We start from the raw sequence: 23,864 nt of genomic DNA on the forward strand, positions 1-23,864 counted from the left end.
TGTCCTTATTTTCTGTATTTATTCTTTTATGTTTATTGTTTTAAACTCTTGCCAGTGGCTTAAATCATTAATGGCGATTTGATGCCCTATTTGTACGCCTTTATTAATGATAACTTTTCCTTTGGTGAGTTCACCAAACTCAACATTCACTTGCATTAGTTGATTACTTTCAAGCTGTGTCAAATCAGGTGGTAAGGAATAAAGCGTTTGAGTTGATATGGGCACTAAACCGGGTTGTTGCTCAGCAAATAGTGCATTGGATACATGTTCAACAAACACATAAGCATTTACGGGTTGTGCTGGTCGAATATTACTTGGCAAGTCACCTTCGAGTATGGCTTCAGCATTAATAAAACCTGACTCAATGATTGAACTTAATTGGGAGATCCGCGCGGTATAGCTTCCTTTTGGATTCCTTAATTCAACTAAGGCACCTAAACTCACTTTACCTGACAATCTCTGTGGTAGTTTAAGTTGAACCATTAGCTCTGATTTGGAACCAACTCTTCCAATTGATACACCTAGTACAAGCTGTTGACCCAGTTCAATATCTAGACTTTGCAAACTGCCTTCAATACCCGCAATAATCAGTAAATCTTTTATTTTATTTTGGGTTAATTCGAATTGCTGCTCCTGAATATGAACCAAACTCTGTTGTTGCTCTATTTCTAACAAGTGCATCTGCTGTTGTTTTTGATAAAGATTTTGGCTGTAACTCAACTTTTTTTCTAGCTGAATATAAGTTAATTGCGCACGCTCTAAATCTATTTTTGCCACAATGCCGTGCTCTGCGAGTTTTAGATTGGCATCGAGCTCAAGCTTCGCCGCTTGTAGCTGACTTTTGATTTCTGATAATTGAGATTCAGCTTCAAGTTGCTGACTTTGCTTTTGTAATTTGAACGTCTTAAATTCTGATTGCATACGCGCCAGATTGGTTTGCTCTTCAATCAGTTTCTGATCTAAATCTGGATTACTTAGGCGTGCTATTGCCGTATCTGGTTTTACATCGGTTCCCGCCCTCACAAATATCTCTACGACTTTTCCATTAACTGGAGCACTCAATAACCTCTCATATAAGGATGAGTATTCGCCATATACTGGTGCCATAATATCAATGTCACCTCGTTGAACTTCGACGGTTTGCAATTGTGAGCGTGAAATTGAAGGTATTGGTTGTTGATTTAATTGCCAAATCGAAAACACGCTGATTAACAATAAAAGGGTACCAATAATCACTTTCTTTATTTGGTTAAACTTATTCGGCTTATTTAAATCTATCTGCATATTCTTCAGCTGTGGTAAAACATAAACTAAGCTAAAGAAAGATTCATGCCAAAATAAAAAACCTTTATTTTCATGCGATTAATTAGCGCGCGCAATAATTGATATTTAAGCTTGTTCAAAATCAAACATTATATGTTCAACTATAAGCACTTTTGCATCAACACTAAAAACAACCCAGTAAGTTGAGATTGGCTATTTCATAACCTATAACTAAGTAACATTTGTAAAATTTCTTTTTTACTCAAGTCAAGGAGTCGATGTAATGAGTGCTTTAGAAAAGACTAAGTTACTACCACTAGCTATAATTATTTCAACCGTATTATCAGGCTGTGGTGGCAATGATAATGATGACAATACTATTATTCCAGATACACCAATTAACCTACCTCCTGTTGTAACTGCTGCAAATATTACTACTGCAGAAAACACTGAAGCAACTCTAACTGCTGCCGCATCTGACACGGATGGTCAAATCGCTTCTTACTCTTGGCGTAAAACTGCAGGCCCTGACATTACACTTTCCAATACAACTTCAAGTACGCTGACATTCACCGCACCGAGTGTATCTGAAGATACTGACGCGGTATTTGAAGTAACGGTTACTGACGATGATGGCGCAACAGCAGTCGCCACTGCTACAGTGTCAATTACCGACGTAGCTGAACCAACGCCTCAAGTTATTACAGTTAGAGGCAGAGTCACCGACAGCCCAATTCCAAACGCTCGGGTATCTATTGTTGTTGGTGATGATGATCCTATTGAAGTTCCTGCCGATGCAGAAGGTAACTATGAATTCCCATTAACTTACGATGCATCAAGAAATGATGACTTTGTAAAAATCACAGCATTAGGTGCGGAAGAAGGTTCAAATATTCGCTTAATTTCCAATGTTGGTAGCGTACAACAAATCCAACAAGCGGCTGATGAAACTACCAATGTTGTAACCAAAGATGACCTATTTACAGTGAACGTTACTAACGTTTCTACCGCTGTTGATGCATTAATGAAAAACGCAAATAATGGCAATGAAATTGATACCCTCGCTGAATTTGAAAAAAGCAGCCTAGAGTATGAGCCTGACATGGTTATGCCTTTAGCCACTGCTATTAAGCTCGTGATTGACTTTTCCGATGACGCCCAGCAACCACAAACGGTTGGAAATCGTGCTCCTGGTTTACCAGAGGGCTCTGATGACACAGCTGATTTAGTGAGTGACTTAAGTCAAGTTCAAGCTTACATTTTATCTGCGCTGCAAAGCAACAGTGATGAATATGACCAAGCTAATTCTGCTATCGAAGGTGATGCTGACTTAATAACAAGCAACGTCGGTAACGCGGCTACACTTACCGGCAACTTTTACTTGAAAGCCTCTGACAATATGTTCGAAGGTGACAGACTCACCCTTAACTCAGACAATTCTGGAGTGTTAAGAAACCGAACACTCGATGTATCACCTGTTGATATTACATGGGCAATCGATGAAAGCGGATTAGTATTAACTTACGGTGACAATGGTGTTTTGTCGCACGATAATACCGTCGTTCTACCTGAATCTTCAACTGAAGCATTTGAGGTGATTCGAACGAGCAGTTTAATTAGAATGATGTCATCAACAGGCGATTCGGCTCAAGTTTCGGTGCAACATACTCATGTAACTAGACCAGAAAATGCGACTGATAATACTGATGCGACTGCAGTTTCTACTCCTTCTTTTGGTGCTCAACTGCTTAAAGAAAGCATATTAAAAGATCCCAATGAATTTTTTGATACCACAGATGCTGAGTACACCATTCCAACGCCAAGTGGGATGACTGAGGATGACATTGTGAATTCTGGAGTACCAAATTATGTTGATGATCAATATAAAGGCTCCGGCCGAAGCATTATGAAATTAAACTTTAATGCTGATTCAGATGCGAGTCTCACTCGTTATCAGTTAGATAACAGTAATGAGTTCACAACTCAAACAATTCCTGTTACGGCTCAAGTTAATAATGATAATCATCTAGAAGCTAACGTTAATGGGCAGCCAATATCATTCGATTTTGCCTTCTTCAGTGAAACTTCACCGTTATACATCAATGGCATGTTAACTTCACCAGGTGAGGGTGAAGCCACAAGAGCTACACCTATTAGTAGTTACCTATTGAAGAAAGAAGATGATACCGCTTGGTCAGCAACGAATGCTTTAGGTATTTATACCTTGAACTGGAATATGGATACGCCAAATAAGCACTTCTGGATTGAGCTTAAAGATAATGGCCTTGCTGTTACAATAAAAACTGAAGATGCAAATGATAATGATCAACTCGAAAATAGCGAGTTCAGCATTGAAGCAGGTAAATGGGAAATTGGAAGTGATGGAATACTGACTATCCGTCGTTATTCGCAGGCCACAATTCCTGAAGAGCCTGGTAATCCTCAATCTTGCCAACCCGATGCATTCACTCCAAGTGAAACAGGGAATTGTAAAATTTGGCATGAAAGAAAATGGGATATTCAAAGTATTAAAGGAAACCAATACTTTGTAGTCCATAATCATCAATTCCATGAGCTGTCTGACACTTTACCAACAGCTGGTACGGTAACAGGTAATACTGTTTATTCTGCAATTGATAACCGAAAATGGACTAAAGTCGGCACCGAAGATAGCGCAAGGCCAGTAGCTATTCCGGCTGAACTATTACCACCTGCAAACAATCCATAAATTGTACTGCACATACTCAAAGGGTGAAGGTAATACTTCACCCTTTTTTATTTGTCTTTACTGCTAGGGTCTGTTGATCTTTCGTGATTGTTTTTGCAGCGATAAATTGGTTATTTTATGCAAGGCAGAGTTTGTGAGGTTTGGTTATTATCGACATACAAAACTGTCGTTACTTCGTTTCCAAATAAGAAAACGATAACGCAGCACCTTTTATTTAGAAAGAGCGACCAATTTACGCTGTCTTCGATGCTTTTAATCATTCACTGTTCTGTGTTGTGACCAACTCACTTAGATGGCTAAGCATCACTGCTCACGCCTTGAACAGATAAATGCTCAAATAGCACAAAATTTAATCCTAAAAGCTCAACAGCCCCCTAATACCAATTACAGTAATTAATCTCTCACTCAGCAAGAGATAAAGGTTTTTAGTAAAAGCGCATGCTCGAAGTACTATATTCCCTAATGCCGCCATACAAAACTGGCGTTCAACGCACTTAGTGCTTTTGTCGGGATAATTCAAGAACGTGCAACGCAGTAATGGAAACCTTTAGCCTTGCCCTTCGGGAGCTAGTATGCGCTCACTTTGGTTTATAAACCTAAACATCAGTTGACGCTGAGTATATGAGTAACTGTTTGAGCAATTGGATGATTTTATTATCATGTTTTTCACCCAATGAGTGAAATGCTCTACGCTCACAAGCTTGCTAAAATGGCTGCTATCTGCGTTGTAACTTTTGCAAGTAGAATAATTACTTGCTGCAAGCTACGTCTTAATACCAGCCATTTTTTCTACGCTTGAGAACGCAGTCAACTGATGTTTCTAGGATAAAGAATACTTCACAAAATTATCTCAACGCAGCAATGTAATAACGACAGTTTTGTATGTCGATAATAACTATGTTTTCACCAATTCCGTTTGTACTTTGTTCGCATACATAGCTCTGAGTTGAGCATTTAATTACTGTAATTGGTATTACTAGCCTCAAAAAATGGTAAAATTTAGATAGACCACTTTGAGACACAAAAATGCAAATCTTTGAATACAATCCACCATTAATCCCATGGCTCGATATCCGTTATACCGATAAAGACATTATTGTTATTAACAAGTCCTCAGGTTTATTGTCAAATCCAGGCAGAGCAACTCACACTCACGATTGTGCGATTACTCGGCTTCAACAACTATACCCTGAAGCTATTTTACTCCATAGGCTTGATTGCGACACCTCTGGAATAATGGTATTTGCTCGAAATAAAAAAGCGGAATCGAGTATCAAAACTCAGTTTCAAAATAAATTAACAAAAAAAGAATACATCGCAGAGGTCAGCGGTCTATTACAAAGTAAAATTGGCACCATTGATATAAGGATTGGCCCAGATAAAAGCAATCCGCCATTTCAAATTGCGACAGAGCTAGGTAAAAGTGCTGTAACCCATTATCAAGTGTTGAATGAACAGCAAGGTATTACTTTAGTGAAACTAATGCCTGAAACTGGGCGAACTCACCAGTTACGTGTTCATATGCACGAGTTAGGACACCAAATTCTTGGCGATAATTTCTATGGTTCACCCTGTATTGCAGGTTTAAGAAATCGTTTGAGCTTACATGCACAACGTTTAACTTTCTTTCATCCGTACACTGGTAAAGAAATGACATTCTTCAGTAAACACCCTTTTTAATTATATTCACTAAGGGAGCTAGCGAGTTAGAAAGTACCAATCTTTGTCATACCAGCGAAGTCCACATAAGTCTGGTATCCAGTGACTTTTATAGAAAAAAGCAAAGACACTAGACTACCGACATACAAAACTGTCGGTAACCACTACTTGCTGCTATTCATGCCTTGCTATCAGTAATTTTTTCTGCGTATATGAACGCTTCCAACCGATTTATTTAGGATTATACAGCAGCAACATCCATACCCGTATTATACCAATTACAGTAATTAATCTCTCACTCAGCAAGAGATAAAGGTTTTCAGTACAAAGCGCATGTTCGAAGTACTAAGGGAACTAGCGATTTAGAAAGTACCAATCAATATTTTAAATTTTTTTTGTCATACCTGCAAAGGCTGGTATCCAGTGACTTTTATAGAAAAGCTTAAAGGCACTAGACTCCAGCCTGCGCTGGAGTGACGAGGATTCATCGGTATACTTTCTTCCGCAGCGTCCCTAAGTACCTGAGTATAAGTTATTGAGTACTTTTTTTGTTCATGTAGAGTAGGCTACTGGCTTCGCTATCGCTTATCCAGCAGCCCCTCTTCGATTCCGTGCATGAGGTTTTCCCTCACACGGCTCTGTTGTTACACTTCTCTCAGCCCCTTCACTTTGCTTATCATCTTGTCGTGGGTAAATACTCAAGACCAGCTTGGCGTAATTTTTCGTAAGCACCTCGTGATAGATACTTGCTTCGACGTTGACTTAAGCGACGATGCCAGCGATAGAACCGGTTTACTACAAATCCATTTATTCTGAAAAATACACCTCTGGGATAACCTATCCCAGCAAAATAGTGTTTCCATCCCCTCAGAACTTGATTAACTTTATTTATCAGTACGCCAAGTGTATTTGAGGTTCGATGCTTCACTATGTCTCTGAGTTTATTTTTCAGCTTTGTTTGGCTCTTCTTAGACGCCTGTATCTTAATGTAACTGGTGCCTTTGATGAGGCCTGTGATCCGTTGAAAGTTAAAACCGAGGAAATCAAACTCATTCATCAGCTTTCCCATATCCACACAGTGGGTTTTACTTTGATTTAGCTTCAGACCTTCATAACTTAATTGCTGTGTTATTCAGTCCAGTTGCTCTTGTGTGTAGGTTTGCTTATGAAGTACAACAAAATCATCTGCATAGGTAACGATTTTACACGGTGTTTTTTCGTGTATTTTCAAACAGAAATCGTTGAGATAGATGTTAGCCAGTAGTGGAGAGATAACTCCGCCTTGTGGAGTGCCACATCGGCTTGCTTCTATTCGCCATTTCCCGTTGACCGTCTCTATGCTGATGGGCGCTTTGATAAAGCTTTTCAGTAAACTCAGAAAGCTGCTGTCGCTTATTCGCCTTTCTATTTTTGTCATCAACTTAGCGTGCGGAATGGTATCGAAATAGGCGCTCAAGTCAGCATCGAGTACGTGCTGATAGCCTTGTTTTAGGCTCATTTCAATGACTTTTACCGCTTGCTGGGCGCTTCGACATGGACGATAACCATAACTGTGTTCATGTAAATGAGGTTCGTAGACGGGTTGCATCACTATTGTCATCGCCATTTGCACAATTCTGTCACTGATTATCGGGATCCCAAGTTTCCGCGTTTTGCCGTTGTCTTTGAGTATTTCTACTCGTTTGACTGGGCTAGGTCGATAGTTTTTCTGTTGTAATTGAGTTTGAATTTCTTTTAACAGCGCAACGACTTTCTTTTGCTGCTCTAGATAACTGAATGTGATGCCATCAATTCCTGCTCCGCCTTTATTGGCTTTGCATCGTCGATAGGCTTCTTCGAGTATATCTAGGCGACTGAGTTTATCGTACAAGCTGTAAAATCGAAGCTCCGAGTTAAGCTTTGAGCGTAAGTAAAGTTTTCGCTGTAATATTCTGATATTTACTGGAGTGTTAGCCATATGGCAATTTCACCTCAAAAGTTACGTTAAAAAACGGGTGTAACACTGAGCCCCTTCCCTGATGTAAAGTTATGTTGTCTTCACGGTTAACGGTACTATGGGCTCATCCGACTGCCTGAGCGCCCTATCTGAAATTTCGGTTTACCTTATATTCGGATAGTGCAAGTCACTACCTTCCAACACTCAGGCTCTCCCACGTTCACTTTATTTCCTTCAATACATGCCACTTCATATTACGCCGGAAGATCAAACAGATGCATTTACCAGTTGCTTCTCTGTTTGTGTCAGGGTTCGTCAACTAGGAAAGACTCCCCATCTTCATTTTTTGATTTACGACGCTTAACTGAATTCGCTTGATGCTGCGGCCTACATTGCATCTCAACCTTTATTCAAGGCCTTTGTCACAGGGCTTCATGTCATAGCGGTTACCCATTATGCATGCCCGTCAGATTTCGGGATGAACTGGTAATTATCCCGTCAGGTACGTTTCAACCTGATGGACTTATTATAAATAATAACGTTGCTGTCTCTGGTTTATGGCCATGTAATCGCTTGGCTGCGTATACGTTGAGACAAATCCCGCAACAGAATAAAGCGCTTCGTGGCGCTCCCTAGAAACATCAGTTGACTACGTTCTCAAGCGTAGAAAAAATGGCTGATAGTAAGGCGTAGCTTGCAGCAAGTAGTTATTCTACTTGCAAAAGTTACAACGCAGATAGCAGCCATTTTAGCAAGCTTGTAAGCGTAGAGCACTTCACTCATTAGGTGAAAGCCATGATAATAAAATCATCCAATTGCTCAAACAGTTACTCATATACTCAGCGTTCAACTGATGTTTTTACCGTGAAAATAGCCGCTAACACCTATTCCCAAGCCTGTTAGTGAAAGCATAAAAGCTAAAAATCACTTCGCCTTTAGCTTAGGTTGGAAATAATCTTCAAATCTCAGCGAATACAATTTTCATGGTGTAGGGTGATAGAAAAATAGTAGCCAAAGTAAATGCATGTGACATCTATGCCTATCATGAACGTTTAGGTTCATGTTTAGGTTCATAGTTTGAGTGCAATACAAGACGTGAGGAGGGACGCATAGCCGTAGCTATGCAACCTGAGACACAACGCTGTAAAGTGCTTAAGATATGAGCAAAATATTTAATAATTTATCGTCAGGTACTTATATTCCCTACGGCCGCCATACAAAACTGGCGTTCAACGCACTTAGTGCTTTTATCGGGATAGTTCAAGAACGTGCAACGCAGTAATGGAACCCTTTAGCCTTGCCCTTCGGGAGCTTGTATGCGCACACTTTGCTTTATAAAGAATACTTCGCAAAATTATCTCAACGCAGATAACTATCGGCGGTTTTCACCAATTTCGTTTGTACTTTGAGCGCATACATAGCTCTGAGTTGAGCATTTAATTATGTAATGGATATAAGAAGCAGGCAGCAAGTGTTGTGCTTCTTATTTCGATCAATGTTAAAATTCTTGCTCATTTATCGCTTTCACATCTTCAGGCCCATTTTATGACTGATTTTCAGGTCTCATCACAACAAACTTGTTCTTTGATGGCGCAAACTCCCGCTCAAAAAAGAGCTTTAAGTTATGCCCTCACTATTCATCGTTTATTTACTCAGATAATGGACAGCAAACAACCGGCAGATCGTGTGTTAGCTCATTATTTCAGAGAAAATAAAAAGCATGGTTCAAAAGACCGTCGCGTGATACGTGAAACTTTATTTGCAATGTTTCGCTGGTGGGGCTGGCTAGGTAAAACTTTACCGATTCAATCAAGAGCAGATGTAGATTCCCATTGGCTTTCAGTCATGTTGAGTTCAGCACTTTTAGAAAAACAAAGTTGGCCTATAGTAATTAAGGCATGGGGTGAATTAGCCAATGTTGAGCATGAGTTAATAACTCATTCAAACGATATCGACACTCCATTAGCGGTTATTAAAAATTTATACCCTGAGATTGAATTCAAATTAACAGAATTATTGCCAGAAAGTTTTTGGAAACATCACGCCCTTGATAAACAAAACAGCCTTTCTTTAGTTGAGTCAATGTCATCACGTCCTCCTATTTGGGCACGTTCTCAATACGCTGAAACAAGCTATATCATTGAAAGTTTAAATAAACAGGATTTCGATGCGAACAAAAGTACCCACTTTCCTGACGCAATTAACTTAGGGCACAAAAGCCTTAACCTCAATCAATTAAAGCTTTATCAACAAGGTAAAATTGAGATTCAAGATCTAGCGTCACAAACTATCGGGCATGTATGTGATCCTAAACCTAATGAGCTGTGGTGGGATGCATGCAGCGGTGCTGGCGGGAAAGCATTACAGCTAACGGCAATGATGTACTCACAAGACACTGATAGAAAAGGCGAAGTCGTGGCTTCTGATATTAGAAAACAAGCATTAGATGAGCTTTATAAACGTATGCAGCGCGCTCAAGTGAATCATATTCAAATTAAGCATTGGGCGTCTGAGCATATTCCTGTTCCTATTGAACATTTTGATGGCGTTTTAGTTGATGCGCCATGTAGCTGCACAGGCACTTGGCGACGTAACCCTGACATGCGTTGGACGGATGATTTATCAACACTAGACGACGTTTCTGCACTACAGCTTGATATTCTTACTAAAAGTAGCGCGGCAGTGAAACAGGGTGGACGATTAATTTATGCGACTTGCTCAATAATTAAAGCTGAAAATGAAGATGTTGTTTCAACATTTTTAGCAAATAATCCTGAATTCAATTTAGAGCCAATTATTAATCCTTTCACTAATAAAGAGGCTTCTACGCTGACTATTTGGCCGTATGAAGCCAATAGCGACGGTATGTTTGTTGCCAGAATGATTAAAGCGTGATCCGCATCACACTTTAAAAACAATTAATTTTATGACAATGGCGCTTTAGTAAAATTTTTGCTAGTAATGACTAGGGTCTGTTGATCTTTCGTGATTGTTTTTGCAGCGATAAATTGGTTATTTTATGCAAGGCTGAGTTTGTGAGGTTTAGTTATTATCGACATACAAAACTGTCGTTACTTCGTTTCCAAATAAGAAAACGATAACGCAGCACCTTTGATTTAGAAAGAGCGACCAATTTACGCTCTCTCTTTTTTCGATGCTTTTGAGCATTCACTGTTCTGTGTTGTGACCAGCTCACTTAGATGGCTAAGCATCACTGCTCACGCCTTGAACAGATAAATGCTCAAATAGCACAAAATTTAATCCTGAAAGATCAACAGACCCTAATAATTGTTCTGAAGCAGCCAAATTCGCCTCAAACAGTTACAAGTTAAAAATCAAAAGGTTACGAAAAGGGAAGAATAACACTTACCAAGACGTAAATAATCTTTGTTACACGAAATCTCGACACGTTATCAACATGTCGACGCGAATATCCCGATGTTCAATAAATCGCGTTGAGACAAGTTCATCAGTTTTATAAGTGAAACAGATGAACGCTTAATATAACTGATTGAAGGTGTTTCAAATGATAATAAAGAAAGTTCTAAGCAGTGCCGCCCTCGCTTCACTTGCACTTATCAGCCAAGCGTCTTTTGCCACTACTCAAACAAGTCAGCAAGTTTCTAACGTCCAATCAACGATGCTTCAGACTGGTAAAGGTTACGAGGTAAAAGAATTCACCATGAACCAAGGTTTTCAAGGTGATCAACAATCTACAACTTTATATTTCATCTACTCAGCTCAAGGTGCAAAAAACGCAGCCGCAGAGGCTGGTTTGCCACTCAATGAGCGTGATGATGTCATCCAAGACTTTGCAAATGGTGGCCTAGGAGGTTGTAATGCTGCCAGTGATCACTGCTTTACGACTGGTGATGATGACTCTTATCAAATTATTATTATTGATAAAGATTTGGCTCAACAAGATAACTTTAAATCTACAGCGGATATGAATTCCTACCTCGCTCAGCGAGGCTTACTTAAAGCTCGCCAGCAAGAAATTAAAGCATTGCAGTCACAAGGAATAAAGGTAGACAGTAATAATTTGCAAACAATAAGCTGTTCCAGCACTAATCATGGAAAAAAAAGCTTCCACAAAACATTAAACTTTCCATTCAGTAAAACAGACTCTACGGGTGGCAATAATGCATCCCTTTCTTATTCTGTAGATGCTAATGCCCAAGTTGATGGTTCTGCCGCTGTAAACTACTTATATAAAAGTAAGTTCTGTGTACCTTATAAAGTACAAATCAGTCAAATCGATGCCGAAGCAAAATTTGCGTTAACAGGAAACATCAGTTTACAAGGTGTTGCAAAGGGTGAATTATCCCCATCCTCATGGAATTTGTATAATGGCAACATATCCAGTGGTTGGTTTTCTGTGGGCCCTATCCCTATCCAATATGATATCAATCTACCAGTAACCGCTGGAATATCTAAAGTAGCTTTTGAGGCTAGAGGAGATATCAGTCTTAAAAAAGACCTAAACATTACTGGTAACTATAAATACGCTTGCTATCAATCCAAATGCAGTAAAGTCAGTTCAAATTTTTCAGATAATGGAGCCTTCGATAAAGACAACTTAAGTTACCCTGTTCTCGCAACAGCTAAAGTCGTACCATTTGTTAAACTTTCGGTTCGCGGGAGTCTGTATAACGATTTAATTTGGGCTAGAGCAGGCACACAAGAAGATGTCTCTATTGGTTTAAATGGTTATGCTGGTAATCAATGTGGAAATGGTAACGGCATTGGAAATGACGATTATGTAACCTCAGCTATTGCGAACGTAAAATTACAAGCAAGAGCTTTCGCAGAGGGTCGTTTTTTCCATGATCAAAACTGGAACTTGCTTGATAAAAACTTAAAGTTCCTTGATCTGCTAAACCCAAGCACGGCTCTTTCTCCAATTGTGCGAGCCAATGTTCAAGGACAAAATGTTAACCTCAATGTATCAATTCGTTCTTGTATGAGAGATCTAGATAGCAGTTTCCAAAACTTTTCTGTGCAATGGGGGGATGGTGCTAGTGATAACATAAGTAATCTTTCAGGGGCTCGTAACATTCATCATTCATTTTCAAGTCCCGGTACATACAATATAACAGTGACACATGATAACGGCGCACAAACTCAGAGCGCAGTATCGATAGGCACTATCTAGCTGTATTAAATTTATATTTTAAACTGTGAAAACATTGCTGACCTGATACTCTTGAGTATCAGGTTTTTTTATTTATCAAGAGCTAACTATGTCTACATCCTTTTATGAGCTTTCGGCTACAGATATTAATGGCGACGAGCTACCACTGCGAAATTATCAAGATAAGGTATTACTCATAGTCAATACTGCAAGTGGCTGTGGGTTTACTCCACAATATCAAGGACTCGAATCACTTTATCAAAAGTACCAAACTGATGGCTTTACGGTGCTAGGTTTTCCATGTAACCAATTTGGTAAGCAAGAAAAGGGTTCTGAAAAAGAAATAGCCTCTTTTTGTGAGTTAAACTTTGGGGTTACTTTCCCTTTATTTTCTAAAGTTGAGGTGAATGGCGACAACACACATCCAATTTTTAAGTATCTAAAGCAATCTGCAAAAGGATTACTTGGCTCAGAATCAATTAAGTGGAATTTCACCAAATTTTTAGTGAACAAAAAAGGCGAAGTCATAAAGCGCTACGCACCAACAACAAAACCAGAAGCTATCAAATTAGATATTGAATCGCTATTGTAGTTGTTACTCTTACAGGAAGATATTATATTGTATGCAAAACGATGTAATATCTTCTTACTTAACAGGGACGACAATAATGAAAAAAACACTTGCTATGCTGACAACCTGCTTACTGCCTTTAAGCACACCATTAGCAGAAACTAACACTCCTTTAAATGATGTGTTAAACCAGCAACATCAATGCAGCCCTACAATTCAAATTCGCTCTCAAGATCTTACGGCTCAGCAACTAAGTGATGCCTGTAAATTGTTATCAAAACAAGAAGCACAATTTCACCGTTTTTTTAAAACAGAAAGTAACCCAGTGAACGATGATAACAACAATAGCATGAGAGCAAATGTCTACGCCGACAGAAATTCGTATGTTACTCATGTAACAAACCATTTTGATGTGCCAAGTGACAATGGCGGCATGTATCTAGAGGGCCTTCCCCATAAGCAAGACAATCACGCCGAATTTGTGGCCTATGAAAAAAACGGTAAAATTTGGAATTTGGCTCATGAATATGTCCATTATTTAGATGGCCGGTTTAATTTATACGGTGATTTCTGTGCCTCATTGCATGACTCACACAGCGCACCAGAATATTGTCCTAAGCCTTCTCCTGCATACCCTCATCTCGTTTGGTGGTCAGAAGGCATAGCTGAATACATCAGCAAAGGTGATAAACACCCAAACGCATTCAACGCCGCAAAAACAAATGAATACAAACTCAGTGAATTGTTTAATACAAGTTACGAAAATAACGGAGGCTCTAAGCGAATTTATCACTGGGGTTACTTAGCCACTCGTTTCATGATGGAAAAACATCGTACCGATGTAGAAAAAATGCTTGAACTAACCAGAGAAGGTAAGTACAAAGATTATCAATCGCTTGTGAAGAGCTGGGGAACTAAATTTGATGCTGAGTTTACTACATGGCTAAAACAATTTTAAATTATTTACTTTTTTTGGGAACCAATATAAAAATAGGCAGTCATAATTAATGAACAGATTATTTTAACTTAGTTAATAGCTTTGTTTGTTCATCATCATTCTCCCTTTATTGATGTATTTTTATCATAAACTTCCTAATAGGAAGACAGCGACCTAAACTAGGTCGCTTTTTTTTATCCAAAATTTGATGCTCTTTTTGGTAAGGGACTAACTTATTTTAAACTGTCCCACAAGATCTGAGAGTTCTACTGAAATTTTACTTAAGTCTTTGGTTGCAAATGTTACTTCTTCAGCACCTGCTAGTACCGTGTTACCAACATCAGTGATATTCACAACATTTCGATTAATTTCTTCCGAAACCAATGATTGTTCTTCGGTAGCCGCCGCAATTTGTATGCTCATATCACTAATTTGAACCACAGAGTTCATTGCTTGGTTTAAAGATTCATTAACACTTCTTCCCTCTTCAACCATTTCAGCAACTTGTTGCGAGCTTTTTTGCATTACTTCCACGGCCGTTGATGTACCATGTTGTATTTTGCCAATCGTTTCATTGATTTCAGAAGTAGATAGCTGGGTTCTTGTTGCAAGGGTTCTCACTTCATCTGCGACGACAGCGAATCCTCTTCCTTGCTCTCCAGCCCTAGCGGCTTCGATTGCGGCATTTAAGGCAAGCAAATTGGTTTGCTCTGCAATACTTTTTATGACTTCAAGTACAGTGTTGATACTTTCACCATCCTGCCTCAAACCGAGAATGGTAGTTTCAGCATCTTTAATTTGACTGGAGAGTTCTTCTACTTTGTTCACTAGCAAAACCAACATTTCTTTGGCGTTTTCAGACTCTTTTTGAGCTTGTTTTGCGGCATCTGCACTATTGTTTATATTCACTGATATTTCTGACGATGATGTGCTCATTTGGTTCATAGCACTAGCAAGTTGCTCTATTTCGGCTTGTTGAGATGAGCTATTATCGAGACTCACTGCAGCTGTACTTGATAACTCTTCCGATGTACTGGCCACCACACTCGATTGAGTAGAGATTAAATTTAGGGTATTGACCAGAGCATCTCTCATTGTCCCGATACCTTTCTTCAAATCTGTGATTTCATCTTTTCCTGAATAAATTATTTTAGTAGTAAGGTCGCCACCTCCAACTTGTTTGACAATCTCTACTAGCTCTTTTAATCGCACGTTGATTGACTGAGAAATAATCCAGCTTGAAACCCCGCCAAAAAGTGATGCAATAATTACAAGAACCGTAAGATTAACAATAACAGCTTCCTCATGATGCTCGGCTCTTAGTGCAGCTTGCTCGGTAAAACTGGCAATCTGATGTGATAGTTCTGAGAGCTGAGTCGATAAATGTTCAGCTTCCCCTTCGGCTTCTTGCCCAATCTTTTCACCTTGCTCGATATCACCTAAAGATATCGCCGCTATTGCTTCATTGGAGTGCTCAACGTAAACCAAATATTTTTCGTTAATACTTTTTAGCATACTTGTGACGTTAGCAAATTCTTTGGCTTCCTCTTCAGTTAAAGCATGGCCTACAGCCTCTTGGCTCGCTTTCGCAACCTGGATTAATTCGACAGATATTTTTTGATAAAGCTCTTCAAATTTCAACTTAGCATTGTTCAGTTTCTCATTCATTTTAGAAGAAGAAATACTCGACGATCCATAGTGAAATATTTTTTCAAATTCGACCAGCTGCTCTAAATGATGTTCGGTTATTAAAGCCAAACTATTACTTAAAGGTAAATCAACCTCAGCGATGGCAACAATATCCTTACCGATACTCTTCACTTGCAAAATACTGATCGTCATACTGGCGAACATCAGTATCAATGGAATTGCTGAGCCTAATAGAATTTTTTTGCGTAAAGATATGTTGTTTAACCAATCCATTTTTTTCACCATCATCCATTAATGTATACAACTGAAATTTCGGATTTAACACATAAAATAATCAATCATTCATTGGCTACTCTATGCACATCACTACATTGAAAAGTAGAAGTAAAGCGTGCCTATTTCAAACTTTAGATTGAATTAGTGATAAGAAAACCTAAGATAAAAGTCTAAACAATATTTTGGTAAATCATTTCCAAACCAAAAAATACAAAGTCACTTTGACTCTATACCTTATCTCTGGCATAAAAAGGTATTCGCTTTACCTTAGGGACAATAAGCGACTCTTGCGCTAAATGGATATTAACTCTCTGTTTCAGGATGGATTATGATCACATCAGATATATCGCTTTTATCTAGTATTTCTCCCGTAAAAAAATTAACCAAACAAGATGTTTATCGTCCCTGCCAGCTTCCATGCTTCACTTCCGGTTGCCTATCTACCGATGATCTTCAGCCTATCAACGATATTGTCGGCCAAACTCGTGCTCAAAAGGCTGTTGAGTTTGCAATGGGAATAAAAGAAAAAGGCTATAACATTTACGCGATCGGACAAAATGGTCTTGGGAAGCGTACTATGATGTTGCGTTATTTAACCCGATTGCAGAGCGAACGCGAGTTATTCGATTGGTGCTATGTGGGGAATTTTGACGATACACGAAGTCCAAAAGTCTTAAAACTTCCCAGAGGACAAGCAGTAACATTCAAACAAAATATTGAAAAACTAGTATTAAGATTAGTCAAAGCCTTGCCCCTAGCCTTTGATAATGAGATGTACTTTAATCGTGCGGATCAACTAAAAAAGCAACTGTCACAGCAACAAGAAGCTGCGCTTGAAGAACTTACTAAAGAAGCCAAAGCAAAAAATGTAAAACTTTTGATGACAGCCCAAGGCGACTATCAACTCATTGCTGTTAATGGTGAAGAACCACACACAGAAGAAAGTTATGAAGCCCTACCTGCTGATGAAAAAAAAGCCATAGAAAAGATTGTTGCAGGCTTTGAAACTCGTTTACGACAAATTGTGCGAACCTTTACTAAGTGGGAACAAGAATACAGCGATAAGCAGCAAGAACATGATGATCAAACAGCAAAAGAAGTACTCAGCCAATTTATCAAGCCCTTGTTGAGAAAGTATAAAAAAGATATTGATGTGAGTGAACATCTTAAAGCAATGCAAAAGGACATGATCGCTAATGTAGACATATTTCTTGAACAATCTGAAGAGCAGCTTGGTTTGGCTTATGCAACCCTAGATAAAAAAATGCCACGCCGTTATCTAGTCAATGTGTTAGTCAATCAAAAAGATACGCATTTTCCAATTCAAGTAGAGGAAAGTCCAAGCTATCACAGCTTGTTTGGATATATTGAGAACGCTACATTTAAAGGCACTGTATTTACTGACTTTTCATTGATTCGAGCAGGAAGTTTACACCAAGCGAATGGTGGCGTACTCCTCATTGACGCAACAAAAGTACTTGAACGCCCGTATGTATGGGATGGATTGAAACGGGCACTTCGCTCTCGTCAGCTTGATTTAAACTCTCTTGAGCGGGAAGTTTCTTTGTCTGGCACCATTTCAATGAACCCAGAGCCCATTCCGCTCAATGTAAAAATCATCATGTTCGGCGATCATCAAACCTACCAGCTATTACAGCATTACGATCCTGATTTCAGTGAACTATTTAGGGTTACGGCCGATTTTGAAACCAGCATGCCTCGCACCGATACTTCTGAAGAACATTATGCTCGATTTATTTCTTCAATTGTTCATGATAACGAATTGCTTCCTTGTGATAATTCAGCAATTGCTCGAGTCGTAGAATACAGCTCTAGACAAGCTGAAGACCAAAATAAACTCTCACTTTATTCCGCCGATATCGCCAACCTACTTAGAGAAACAAGCTTTGTCGCTCGCTCTCAACATGTTGACATGATAACGGCGAATCACGTGCAACAAGCACTCGATAACCAACAGCATAGAGTCAATAAATTACAAGATTCGCTATTAGATGACTTCAAGCTTGGCCGTACTCTTATGCAGGTCACAGGCAAGGTTGTTGGACAAGTGAATGCGTTAACCGTACTTTCTACCGCAGAATATCGCTTTGGTCTTCCAAGCCGTATAACAGCCAATACAGCTTTAGGTAAAGGTGAAGTGTTAGATGTTGAGCATAAAGTTAAGCTTGGTGGTCAAATCCACACTAAGGGAGTATTAATTTTGACCTCGTATCTTGCTTCAATGCTGGGTAAATCAGCAGAAATACCGCTAACTACATATTTAACCTTTGAACAATCGTATTCAGGAGTAGATGGCGATAGTGCTTCAATGGCTGAATACTGTGCAATCTTATCAGCTATCAGTAAGATACCACTAAAACAGAGTATCGCAATCACGGGATCAATGGATCAATTTGGTGTTGCTCAACCAATTGGTGGAGTGAATGAAAAAATTGAAGGGTTTTATGATGTTTGCTCAATTAAGGGGCGTCATGACGAACAAGGGGTTATCATCCCTGCTGCAAATATTGAAAACCTAATGATACGTAGTGATATAGCCGAAGCTATACACAATGGTAAGTTTCATATTTGGGCTATTAGCCATATAAATCAAGCGATAGAGTTACTTGCAGAAAAAGCTTCTGGTGTTTCAAAAGGACAAAGCTTTACCAAAAACTCTGTTTATCAATCGGCTCACTTAAAATTGCAAAAATTAAGAACGTTACAACAGAAAAAGTAAATTAATCTGTAAGAACCTTGGTTTCATAAACTCGCTCACCGAGCGAGTTTAATATTTTGCATTCACCTTCTAGCACCGCAATTATTGATTTTCCTTCACGAAATTCATCAGTTAGCAGCACTCTTCCGTTTGCGTTAACGGGTAAACTCTGCAAAACATCATTATGCATAACAAGACCAGCAGGGGCGTCGTAATAAAGTACGGTAACCGTCTTAACTTCAGCCGTAATTTTATTTTGATTCATGATAATTAACTCATTAATTAAATAAAAGGAACAATCTAGTTATAGCTTATGCCATTGAAAAAGGAGTAATTGAAAGTACAAAATCAATATAAATCCACCTTGCATTAGTTCGTGATTCGGGTAGACATTCAATGCTCGGAGTTGTTCAGAGCTTTGTTAGATTTTGATTTAACTAAGGTTCAGCCAAAATACAACTTCAGTAGGGTATAGTTCTTTGAGTAAGTTCATCATTCAATTTTGACGCTAATTTTTATATGCATGAACGACGTGTAATAAACATAATGTTATTAATATATAAGAGGTTTCAATGCTAACAGAGTCAGCAACTAGTTCTGTTGAAGGTTATATTACCCCAGAATTATCTACTCATGAAACAAGCAAAAAGCCCGTTGAACAAACCAACTTTATTTGTGAACCAATCCCTACCTCCGAGGTTCAAATCAATTCACTCCCCTCTCTTTCATCTCAAACAGTGCAAACTTCAGGATTTTTGGGTGACTTTAAGTTTTTAAAAAAATGCCCTACAGTACCTGACATCCCAGAGGGCTGTACTTGTGTTACAGATAAGCAAATCCGAACTATTCATGAGAGTTTTAAAAAAAAAATTTTCAAAACGTATTTAACGTATGCGCATTAATATTGGAGAAAACTACAAATATTGATGATAATGAGTTCGATGCTTTAGAAAATGTAATTTACTATTTAAGACAAATCCGAGCACTCAGTGCTTTAATTGCAGAAAAGAGCAAGTTTGAATTTAAAAACTGGGAAGCTGATGATTATCTTAGCTTTTGCAGCCATTTATCGGAAGCATTTGAACAAGGCAGTGAAGTGCTTAATGCTTCACCTCATAAACACTTATCTTTTCTCAAAAGAGTTGCTGATACCGGGCATCACTTAGCCAGACAAAAGTATCTTGATAACGTCTTATTAGGTCATGCTAATTTTGAAGTTTACCTCCCTGTTGAAGCAGAAAGGTTACTACTTTTAATGGCACGGGAGCAATACAACAATCCAATCTGCCATTGCCATGACTTTTCTCCAGAAGTAATTGAATTGCTTGAACTGATAAATGATTACGAACAGCAAAAAAATTCGATTTCTCAATCTCCTGCCCAATTTGAAGAAAAGCGTCAAAAAGTTTCAGAAAAATTTTTAAGAAATAGCTCGACTATGGTCAAGTTACTAGCACCTTTTATTTATGTCGCTCCTATATTCGGTCCTTTAAATCCCGAAGCTGCTCTAAAAGCAATCCAACAAATAAAAAGCAGTTCAATCTTAACCCCATATACGACTGACATATCAGATTATCTACAAGCGCGAGTCAAACTTAGTTCAGATGATAGCCAACATGTAAATGATGGGGTATTACAATTAGGTGTTCTTGCTCAAAAGGGAATGATTTCAGCTATTCACTCATTGTCGCTTCATTATTTATTCGCATTAGATCAAGAAAATTGTATCAAATTACTCTTGTTTGTTGTGACCACACAAGACTTTAATGCTATTAAAATGTCACCTTCTTTATGCTGCACTCTTGCACATAGTTACTACCGTTTTTGCCGTGAACTCACTCAGAAATCGATATCAATGATTGCAGAAAAACAAAACGCCGGATGGAAATCTATTGATGAGGAAACTGAAGATAAAAAACCGGATATTCCATCGGTTACATTATTAACTATTGAATACCTCCAAGCTTCGGAAGAGGAAGGAACTTGTAAATATTTTTTATTAAGGGGCCATGATATATTAAACGCAATTCATTTAAACATTTCTACTAGACCTAAGAAAGCTGGTGAAGAAAATGATGACTTAACATCTCAAATGCTGAAGTATTTAAATGACGCACATCATTCCATGACTCCAACAATACAAATTCTTAAATTAATAGTCGAGACCGATAAAAACAAACTTAAACTTGCTGATCAGATTATTCAACAGTCAATGGAACTAGACCCTCTAAATTGTGGATTTATTCTTGTTTTTGCTGAATTTTACACCTCAATCTGGACTAAAAGCAAAATAGCTAATTTGGTCGTTCAAGCTTTAGTCCATGCTGATATAAAAAGAGATTTATTTTGCATTGATGTACCCAGCATAAAAGGCACTATTGATACATTAACAGAGCTTTCCTTGTTATTAAGTTATCCAAATCCTCAAGAAGCTATTTTCACCTTAAGTAAGCTAAAGATAATGTTTGATAGGCACGCAAGATTAAAAACCAAAATATATCTAATGAATGGGGTTCACCCAGATTTAGTAAAACTTTATTCACAATACCTAAAAATAAAAAATAAATCGGAAGCACCTTCCTGTCCAGCTACAATAAAATATCCAAGTAAAACAAGCTCAACATTAAAAAATAGTGCAGATATTGCAAGTGCAAGCTCAGAAAGAGAGTCTTGTTCTCAAGTAATAGAAAGTGCTTTGATAACTAAAGATGTAGAAGCCGAACAGGCTCAACAAAAAATACAGGAGGAAAAGAACAAAGAAGCTAAAAGTATCATTGATGAATTCAATGAATTCTATCATTTTTCGTTAAGCGCACAACATCTATTAAGCATATCAAAAATAACCAAAGATAGAATGTCTATTTTTTCAAAGCCGACGAGAGAAGCTAAAGAGGAAAGCGAAAAAATAGAACAAATAGAATCTGAAATAATTAAAGTTGAATCATTTTACCAGCACGCCTTTTTAGAAAGTCCACAACTTATTTGTGACAAATTATCCCTCTGGAGGCAGTTAACACAATTTGAAAAATGGCCATTACCCAGAAAGAAAACTCTACTCTTGTTGGAATATATCCCGAAGCTAGATGTCAGCCTTGAGAACATAAAATTTCTGCTACATTCATTACAAGGTTCTGACGTTGCTCTTTTTTATAATTCAATGCTTAACGCTGCTGCAGTACAAATATCGGCTGTCCAAATCGGTTTATACCCAGCTACAGAACTTCAAGATAATGAAACAAAGATTTTGACTAAAATCCTACCTAGCAACTTTTTTGTCTCATCACATAATGTCGAAAGCTTTGAAATGTATACGATACAATGTGGGCCAAAATGGGAGAAAAACATTTTTAGTATTTTAGAGCGTTTATCCAACATGGATTCATTGATTCACATACTTAAACATTCTCGCGCTATTACAGAGCAAGCAAATATCCCGTTATTCGAAAGACTCACCTCCAAAATAAAAACATTCGACCAAGACACATTAAAGGCGCTGTGGCAGAGCCCAAATATTAACGATGAATTAAGAGTTGCTGTATTCAATGGTATGAAAACATCTTCAAATAAGGCAAAAATTGAAACTTTAATGTCTCACCCAAATTTAACTTCAGCTCAAAAAGCAGCATGCTTTAGTCGCTTAAACAGTAAAGATAAAGGTTTGTTATTGTTCCACGCTTCCGATGAGGCAATAGTGATACTCGAAAATGAGTTGTGCTTTTTAAAAGCTGTGCCCGATACCTCAGTTGAAATAACGTCAGCATCAAACGAAATTAGAAAATATATGCCATCGTGTCAACAACGAACATTTTATGAAGACCTACAGTTCATCTTAAGTATTGAAAATGACTCTACTACAAAAGCTCACCCACTGAGGACAAAACTCATCCTTCAAGCAATAGAAAAAGCTCGTAGATTTATTTGTCATTTGCAAAAAAAATGGGATATTAGCAAACGAACTCACAAAGATTATATGCTGTTAGCGCAAACAAAAACTTTTTTAGTTCTCTATGAAGAACATTAATTACATAGGAACGACTCTTTGACCCGATGAAAAAAGTATTGCAAAAATACAATTGGTATTAATACTGAACCTGTTAAAATCAACGTATATTTTCAATTTTTAACGTAGAGACTAAGATGGGAAGAGCATACCAAAACCGTAAAGAGTCCATGGCCAAAACGGCAGGAATGAAAACTCGACTGTATTCTCGCTACGGCAAAGAGATTTATGTTTGTGCGAAAAACGGTGGTGTAGAGCCTGATGGAAACATCGCATTGCGCCAATTAATTGCAAAAGCGAAAAAAGATCAAGTTCCGGCACATGTTATCGAAAAAGCAATTGATAAAGCCAAAGGAGGCGGTGGTGAAGATTATGAAACTGCCCGCTACGAAGGTTTTGGCCCCGGAAATTGCATGGTGATTGTTGATTGCCTAACCGATAACGTAAAACGCACCTTTACTGAAGTTCGCCAAGCATTTGTTAAAAATGATGCAAAATTAGGTGGTCCTGGTACTTGTTCTCACATGTTCGATCATTCAGCGGTTTTCGTCTTTGAAGGAGATGATGAAGACGCCATTCTAGAAATGCTCATGATGGAAGATGTCGATGTCACAGATGTAGAGCTTGAAGATGGCATGATAAGTGTTTACGCACCTCATACTGAATATTTCAAAACTCGCACCGCGCTTGCTGATGCTTACCCTAATATCGACTTTAAAGTTGATAACATTTCTTATGTGCCACAAAACATGACTGAAGTTCAAGGCGAAGATATTGAAGCCTTTGATAAGTTTATCGCCGCACTCGAAGATTGTGATGATGTTCAAAATGTTTATCACAACGCTGAAATTACTGAGTAGTTCTGCTTTTCAGCAGCTTAAATAAAGCTGCTGAAAACATTCATAATCAGGCTCAAGGATTATAAGTTGTTGTTTGAGCATTTGATGAGTCAGGTTCGTCTGTCCAATGTGCACCTAAATTAAATTCAGTT

At 38.3% G+C, this 23,864-nt stretch carries 15 protein-coding genes; 10 read left to right on the forward strand and 5 right to left on the reverse strand.

All coding sequences use genetic code 11. The features are described 5' to 3' along the window. Positions 1-18: 18 nt before the first annotated feature. Entirely contained in the window at positions 19-1,284 is a 1,266-nt protein-coding gene (locus E2I05_RS16215) for an HlyD family secretion protein (RefSeq protein WP_121852066.1), read from the reverse strand. A 262-nt stretch (positions 1,285-1,546) separates the two neighbouring features. On the opposite strand from E2I05_RS16215, the gene E2I05_RS16220 reads away from it, so the two are divergent. Next, the gene (locus E2I05_RS16220) at positions 1,547-3,991 is read left to right on the forward strand and encodes a carboxypeptidase-like regulatory domain-containing protein (protein ID WP_121852067.1); all 2,445 of its coding nucleotides are present in this window, start codon (positions 1,547-1,549) and stop codon (positions 3,989-3,991) included. 1,026 nt (positions 3,992-5,017) lie between these two features. Continuing rightward, positions 5,018-5,671 (forward strand): RluA family pseudouridine synthase, encoded by a 654-nt coding sequence (locus tag E2I05_RS16225; RefSeq protein WP_121852068.1) that lies wholly within the window; start codon positions 5,018-5,020, stop codon positions 5,669-5,671. A 655-nt stretch (positions 5,672-6,326) separates the two neighbouring features. Here the strand turns inward: E2I05_RS16225 and E2I05_RS16230 are convergent. Together E2I05_RS16230 and E2I05_RS16235 are read right to left on the reverse strand one after the other, a co-directional pair. Further along, positions 6,327-6,707 (reverse strand): group II intron maturase-specific domain-containing protein, encoded by a 381-nt coding sequence (locus tag E2I05_RS16230; RefSeq protein WP_170179634.1) that lies wholly within the window; start codon positions 6,705-6,707, stop codon positions 6,327-6,329. Positions 6,708-6,782: 75 nt separating this feature from the next. Next, positions 6,783-7,607, reverse strand: a complete 825-nt coding sequence (locus tag E2I05_RS16235) for a reverse transcriptase domain-containing protein (protein WP_133309747.1) — start codon at positions 7,605-7,607, stop codon at positions 6,783-6,785. Between the two features lie 1,524 nt (positions 7,608-9,131). Here E2I05_RS16235 and E2I05_RS16240 point away from each other — a divergent pair. From E2I05_RS16240 to E2I05_RS16255, 4 genes are all read left to right on the forward strand, one after another. Further along, positions 9,132-10,481, forward strand: coding sequence for an RsmB/NOP family class I SAM-dependent RNA methyltransferase (locus E2I05_RS16240; RefSeq protein ID WP_121854244.1), 1,350 nt, complete (start codon positions 9,132-9,134; stop codon positions 10,479-10,481). 631 nt (positions 10,482-11,112) lie between these two features. Further along, positions 11,113-12,741 (forward strand): PKD domain-containing protein, encoded by a 1,629-nt coding sequence (locus E2I05_RS16245; protein ID WP_121854245.1) that lies wholly within the window; start codon positions 11,113-11,115, stop codon positions 12,739-12,741. Between the two features lie 88 nt (positions 12,742-12,829). Further along, positions 12,830-13,312 (forward strand): glutathione peroxidase, encoded by a 483-nt coding sequence (locus E2I05_RS16250; protein WP_121854246.1) that lies wholly within the window; start codon positions 12,830-12,832, stop codon positions 13,310-13,312. A 76-nt stretch (positions 13,313-13,388) separates the two neighbouring features. Next, positions 13,389-14,249, forward strand: coding sequence for a collagenase (locus E2I05_RS16255; RefSeq protein WP_243641104.1), 861 nt, complete (start codon positions 13,389-13,391; stop codon positions 14,247-14,249). A 207-nt stretch (positions 14,250-14,456) separates the two neighbouring features. Here E2I05_RS16255 and E2I05_RS22130 read toward each other — a convergent pair whose 3' ends face one another. Beyond that, on the reverse strand, positions 14,457-16,151 hold the full coding sequence (locus E2I05_RS22130; protein WP_165905523.1) for a methyl-accepting chemotaxis protein: 1,695 nt from the start codon (positions 16,149-16,151) through the stop codon (positions 14,457-14,459). A 331-nt stretch (positions 16,152-16,482) separates the two neighbouring features. Between E2I05_RS22130 and E2I05_RS16265 the strand changes: the two genes are divergently transcribed. Continuing rightward, a complete protein-coding gene (locus tag E2I05_RS16265) occupies positions 16,483-18,894 on the forward strand; it encodes a Lon protease family protein (protein ID WP_121854248.1) in 2,412 nt (803 codons plus the stop codon). A 1-nt stretch (position 18,895) separates the two neighbouring features. On the opposite strand, the gene E2I05_RS16270 is transcribed toward E2I05_RS16265, so the two are convergent. Further along, on the reverse strand, positions 18,896-19,138 hold the full coding sequence (locus E2I05_RS16270; protein WP_121854249.1) for a TIGR02922 family protein: 243 nt from the start codon (positions 19,136-19,138) through the stop codon (positions 18,896-18,898). Positions 19,139-19,445: 307 nt separating this feature from the next. Between E2I05_RS16270 and E2I05_RS16275 the strand changes: the two genes are divergently transcribed. The 3 genes from E2I05_RS16275 (at position 19,446) to E2I05_RS16285 (ending at position 23,733) form a co-directional block, all read left to right on the forward strand. Next, positions 19,446-19,775 carry a hypothetical protein gene (locus E2I05_RS16275; RefSeq protein ID WP_121854250.1) on the forward strand — a complete coding sequence of 110 codons (330 nt, stop codon included), beginning with the start codon at positions 19,446-19,448 and terminating at the stop codon, positions 19,773-19,775. Positions 19,776-19,777: 2 nt separating this feature from the next. Continuing rightward, entirely contained in the window at positions 19,778-22,894 is a 3,117-nt protein-coding gene (locus E2I05_RS16280) for a hypothetical protein (protein WP_121854251.1), read from the forward strand. Between the two features lie 116 nt (positions 22,895-23,010). Next, positions 23,011-23,733: a YebC/PmpR family DNA-binding transcriptional regulator gene (locus E2I05_RS16285; RefSeq protein ID WP_121854252.1), complete on the forward strand. Its 723-nt coding sequence runs from the start codon at positions 23,011-23,013 to the stop codon at positions 23,731-23,733. Positions 23,734-23,864 lie beyond the last annotated feature (131 nt).

It is taken from the genome of Parashewanella spongiae, assembly GCF_004358345.1.
GTDB lineage: Bacteria > Pseudomonadota > Gammaproteobacteria > Enterobacterales > Shewanellaceae > Parashewanella > Parashewanella spongiae.

What these genes read in the sequence shown, in the direction of transcription:
- E2I05_RS16255 (WP_243641104.1), top strand. Translation starts at nt 13,389, where the DNA reads ATGAAAAAAACACTTGCTATGCTGACAACCTGCTTACTGCCTTTAAGC.
- E2I05_RS16230 (WP_170179634.1), bottom strand. Translation starts at nt 6,707, where the DNA reads ATGAATGAGTTTGATTTCCTCGGTTTTAACTTTCAACGGATCACAGGC.
- E2I05_RS16285 (WP_121854252.1), top strand. Translation starts at nt 23,011, where the DNA reads ATGGGAAGAGCATACCAAAACCGTAAAGAGTCCATGGCCAAAACGGCA.
- E2I05_RS16250 (WP_121854246.1), top strand. Translation starts at nt 12,830, where the DNA reads ATGTCTACATCCTTTTATGAGCTTTCGGCTACAGATATTAATGGCGAC.
- E2I05_RS16275 (WP_121854250.1), top strand. Translation starts at nt 19,446, where the DNA reads ATGCTAACAGAGTCAGCAACTAGTTCTGTTGAAGGTTATATTACCCCA.
- E2I05_RS16220 (WP_121852067.1), top strand. Translation starts at nt 1,547, where the DNA reads ATGAGTGCTTTAGAAAAGACTAAGTTACTACCACTAGCTATAATTATT.
- E2I05_RS16245 (WP_121854245.1), top strand. Translation starts at nt 11,113, where the DNA reads ATGATAATAAAGAAAGTTCTAAGCAGTGCCGCCCTCGCTTCACTTGCA.
- E2I05_RS22130 (WP_165905523.1), bottom strand. Translation starts at nt 16,151, where the DNA reads ATGGATTGGTTAAACAACATATCTTTACGCAAAAAAATTCTATTAGGC.
- E2I05_RS16225 (WP_121852068.1), top strand. Translation starts at nt 5,018, where the DNA reads ATGCAAATCTTTGAATACAATCCACCATTAATCCCATGGCTCGATATC.
- E2I05_RS16215 (WP_121852066.1), bottom strand. Translation starts at nt 1,284, where the DNA reads ATGCAGATAGATTTAAATAAGCCGAATAAGTTTAACCAAATAAAGAAA.
- E2I05_RS16240 (WP_121854244.1), top strand. Translation starts at nt 9,132, where the DNA reads ATGACTGATTTTCAGGTCTCATCACAACAAACTTGTTCTTTGATGGCG.
- E2I05_RS16270 (WP_121854249.1), bottom strand. Translation starts at nt 19,138, where the DNA reads ATGAATCAAAATAAAATTACGGCTGAAGTTAAGACGGTTACCGTACTT.
- E2I05_RS16265 (WP_121854248.1), top strand. Translation starts at nt 16,483, where the DNA reads ATGATCACATCAGATATATCGCTTTTATCTAGTATTTCTCCCGTAAAA.
- E2I05_RS16235 (WP_133309747.1), bottom strand. Translation starts at nt 7,607, where the DNA reads ATGGCTAACACTCCAGTAAATATCAGAATATTACAGCGAAAACTTTAC.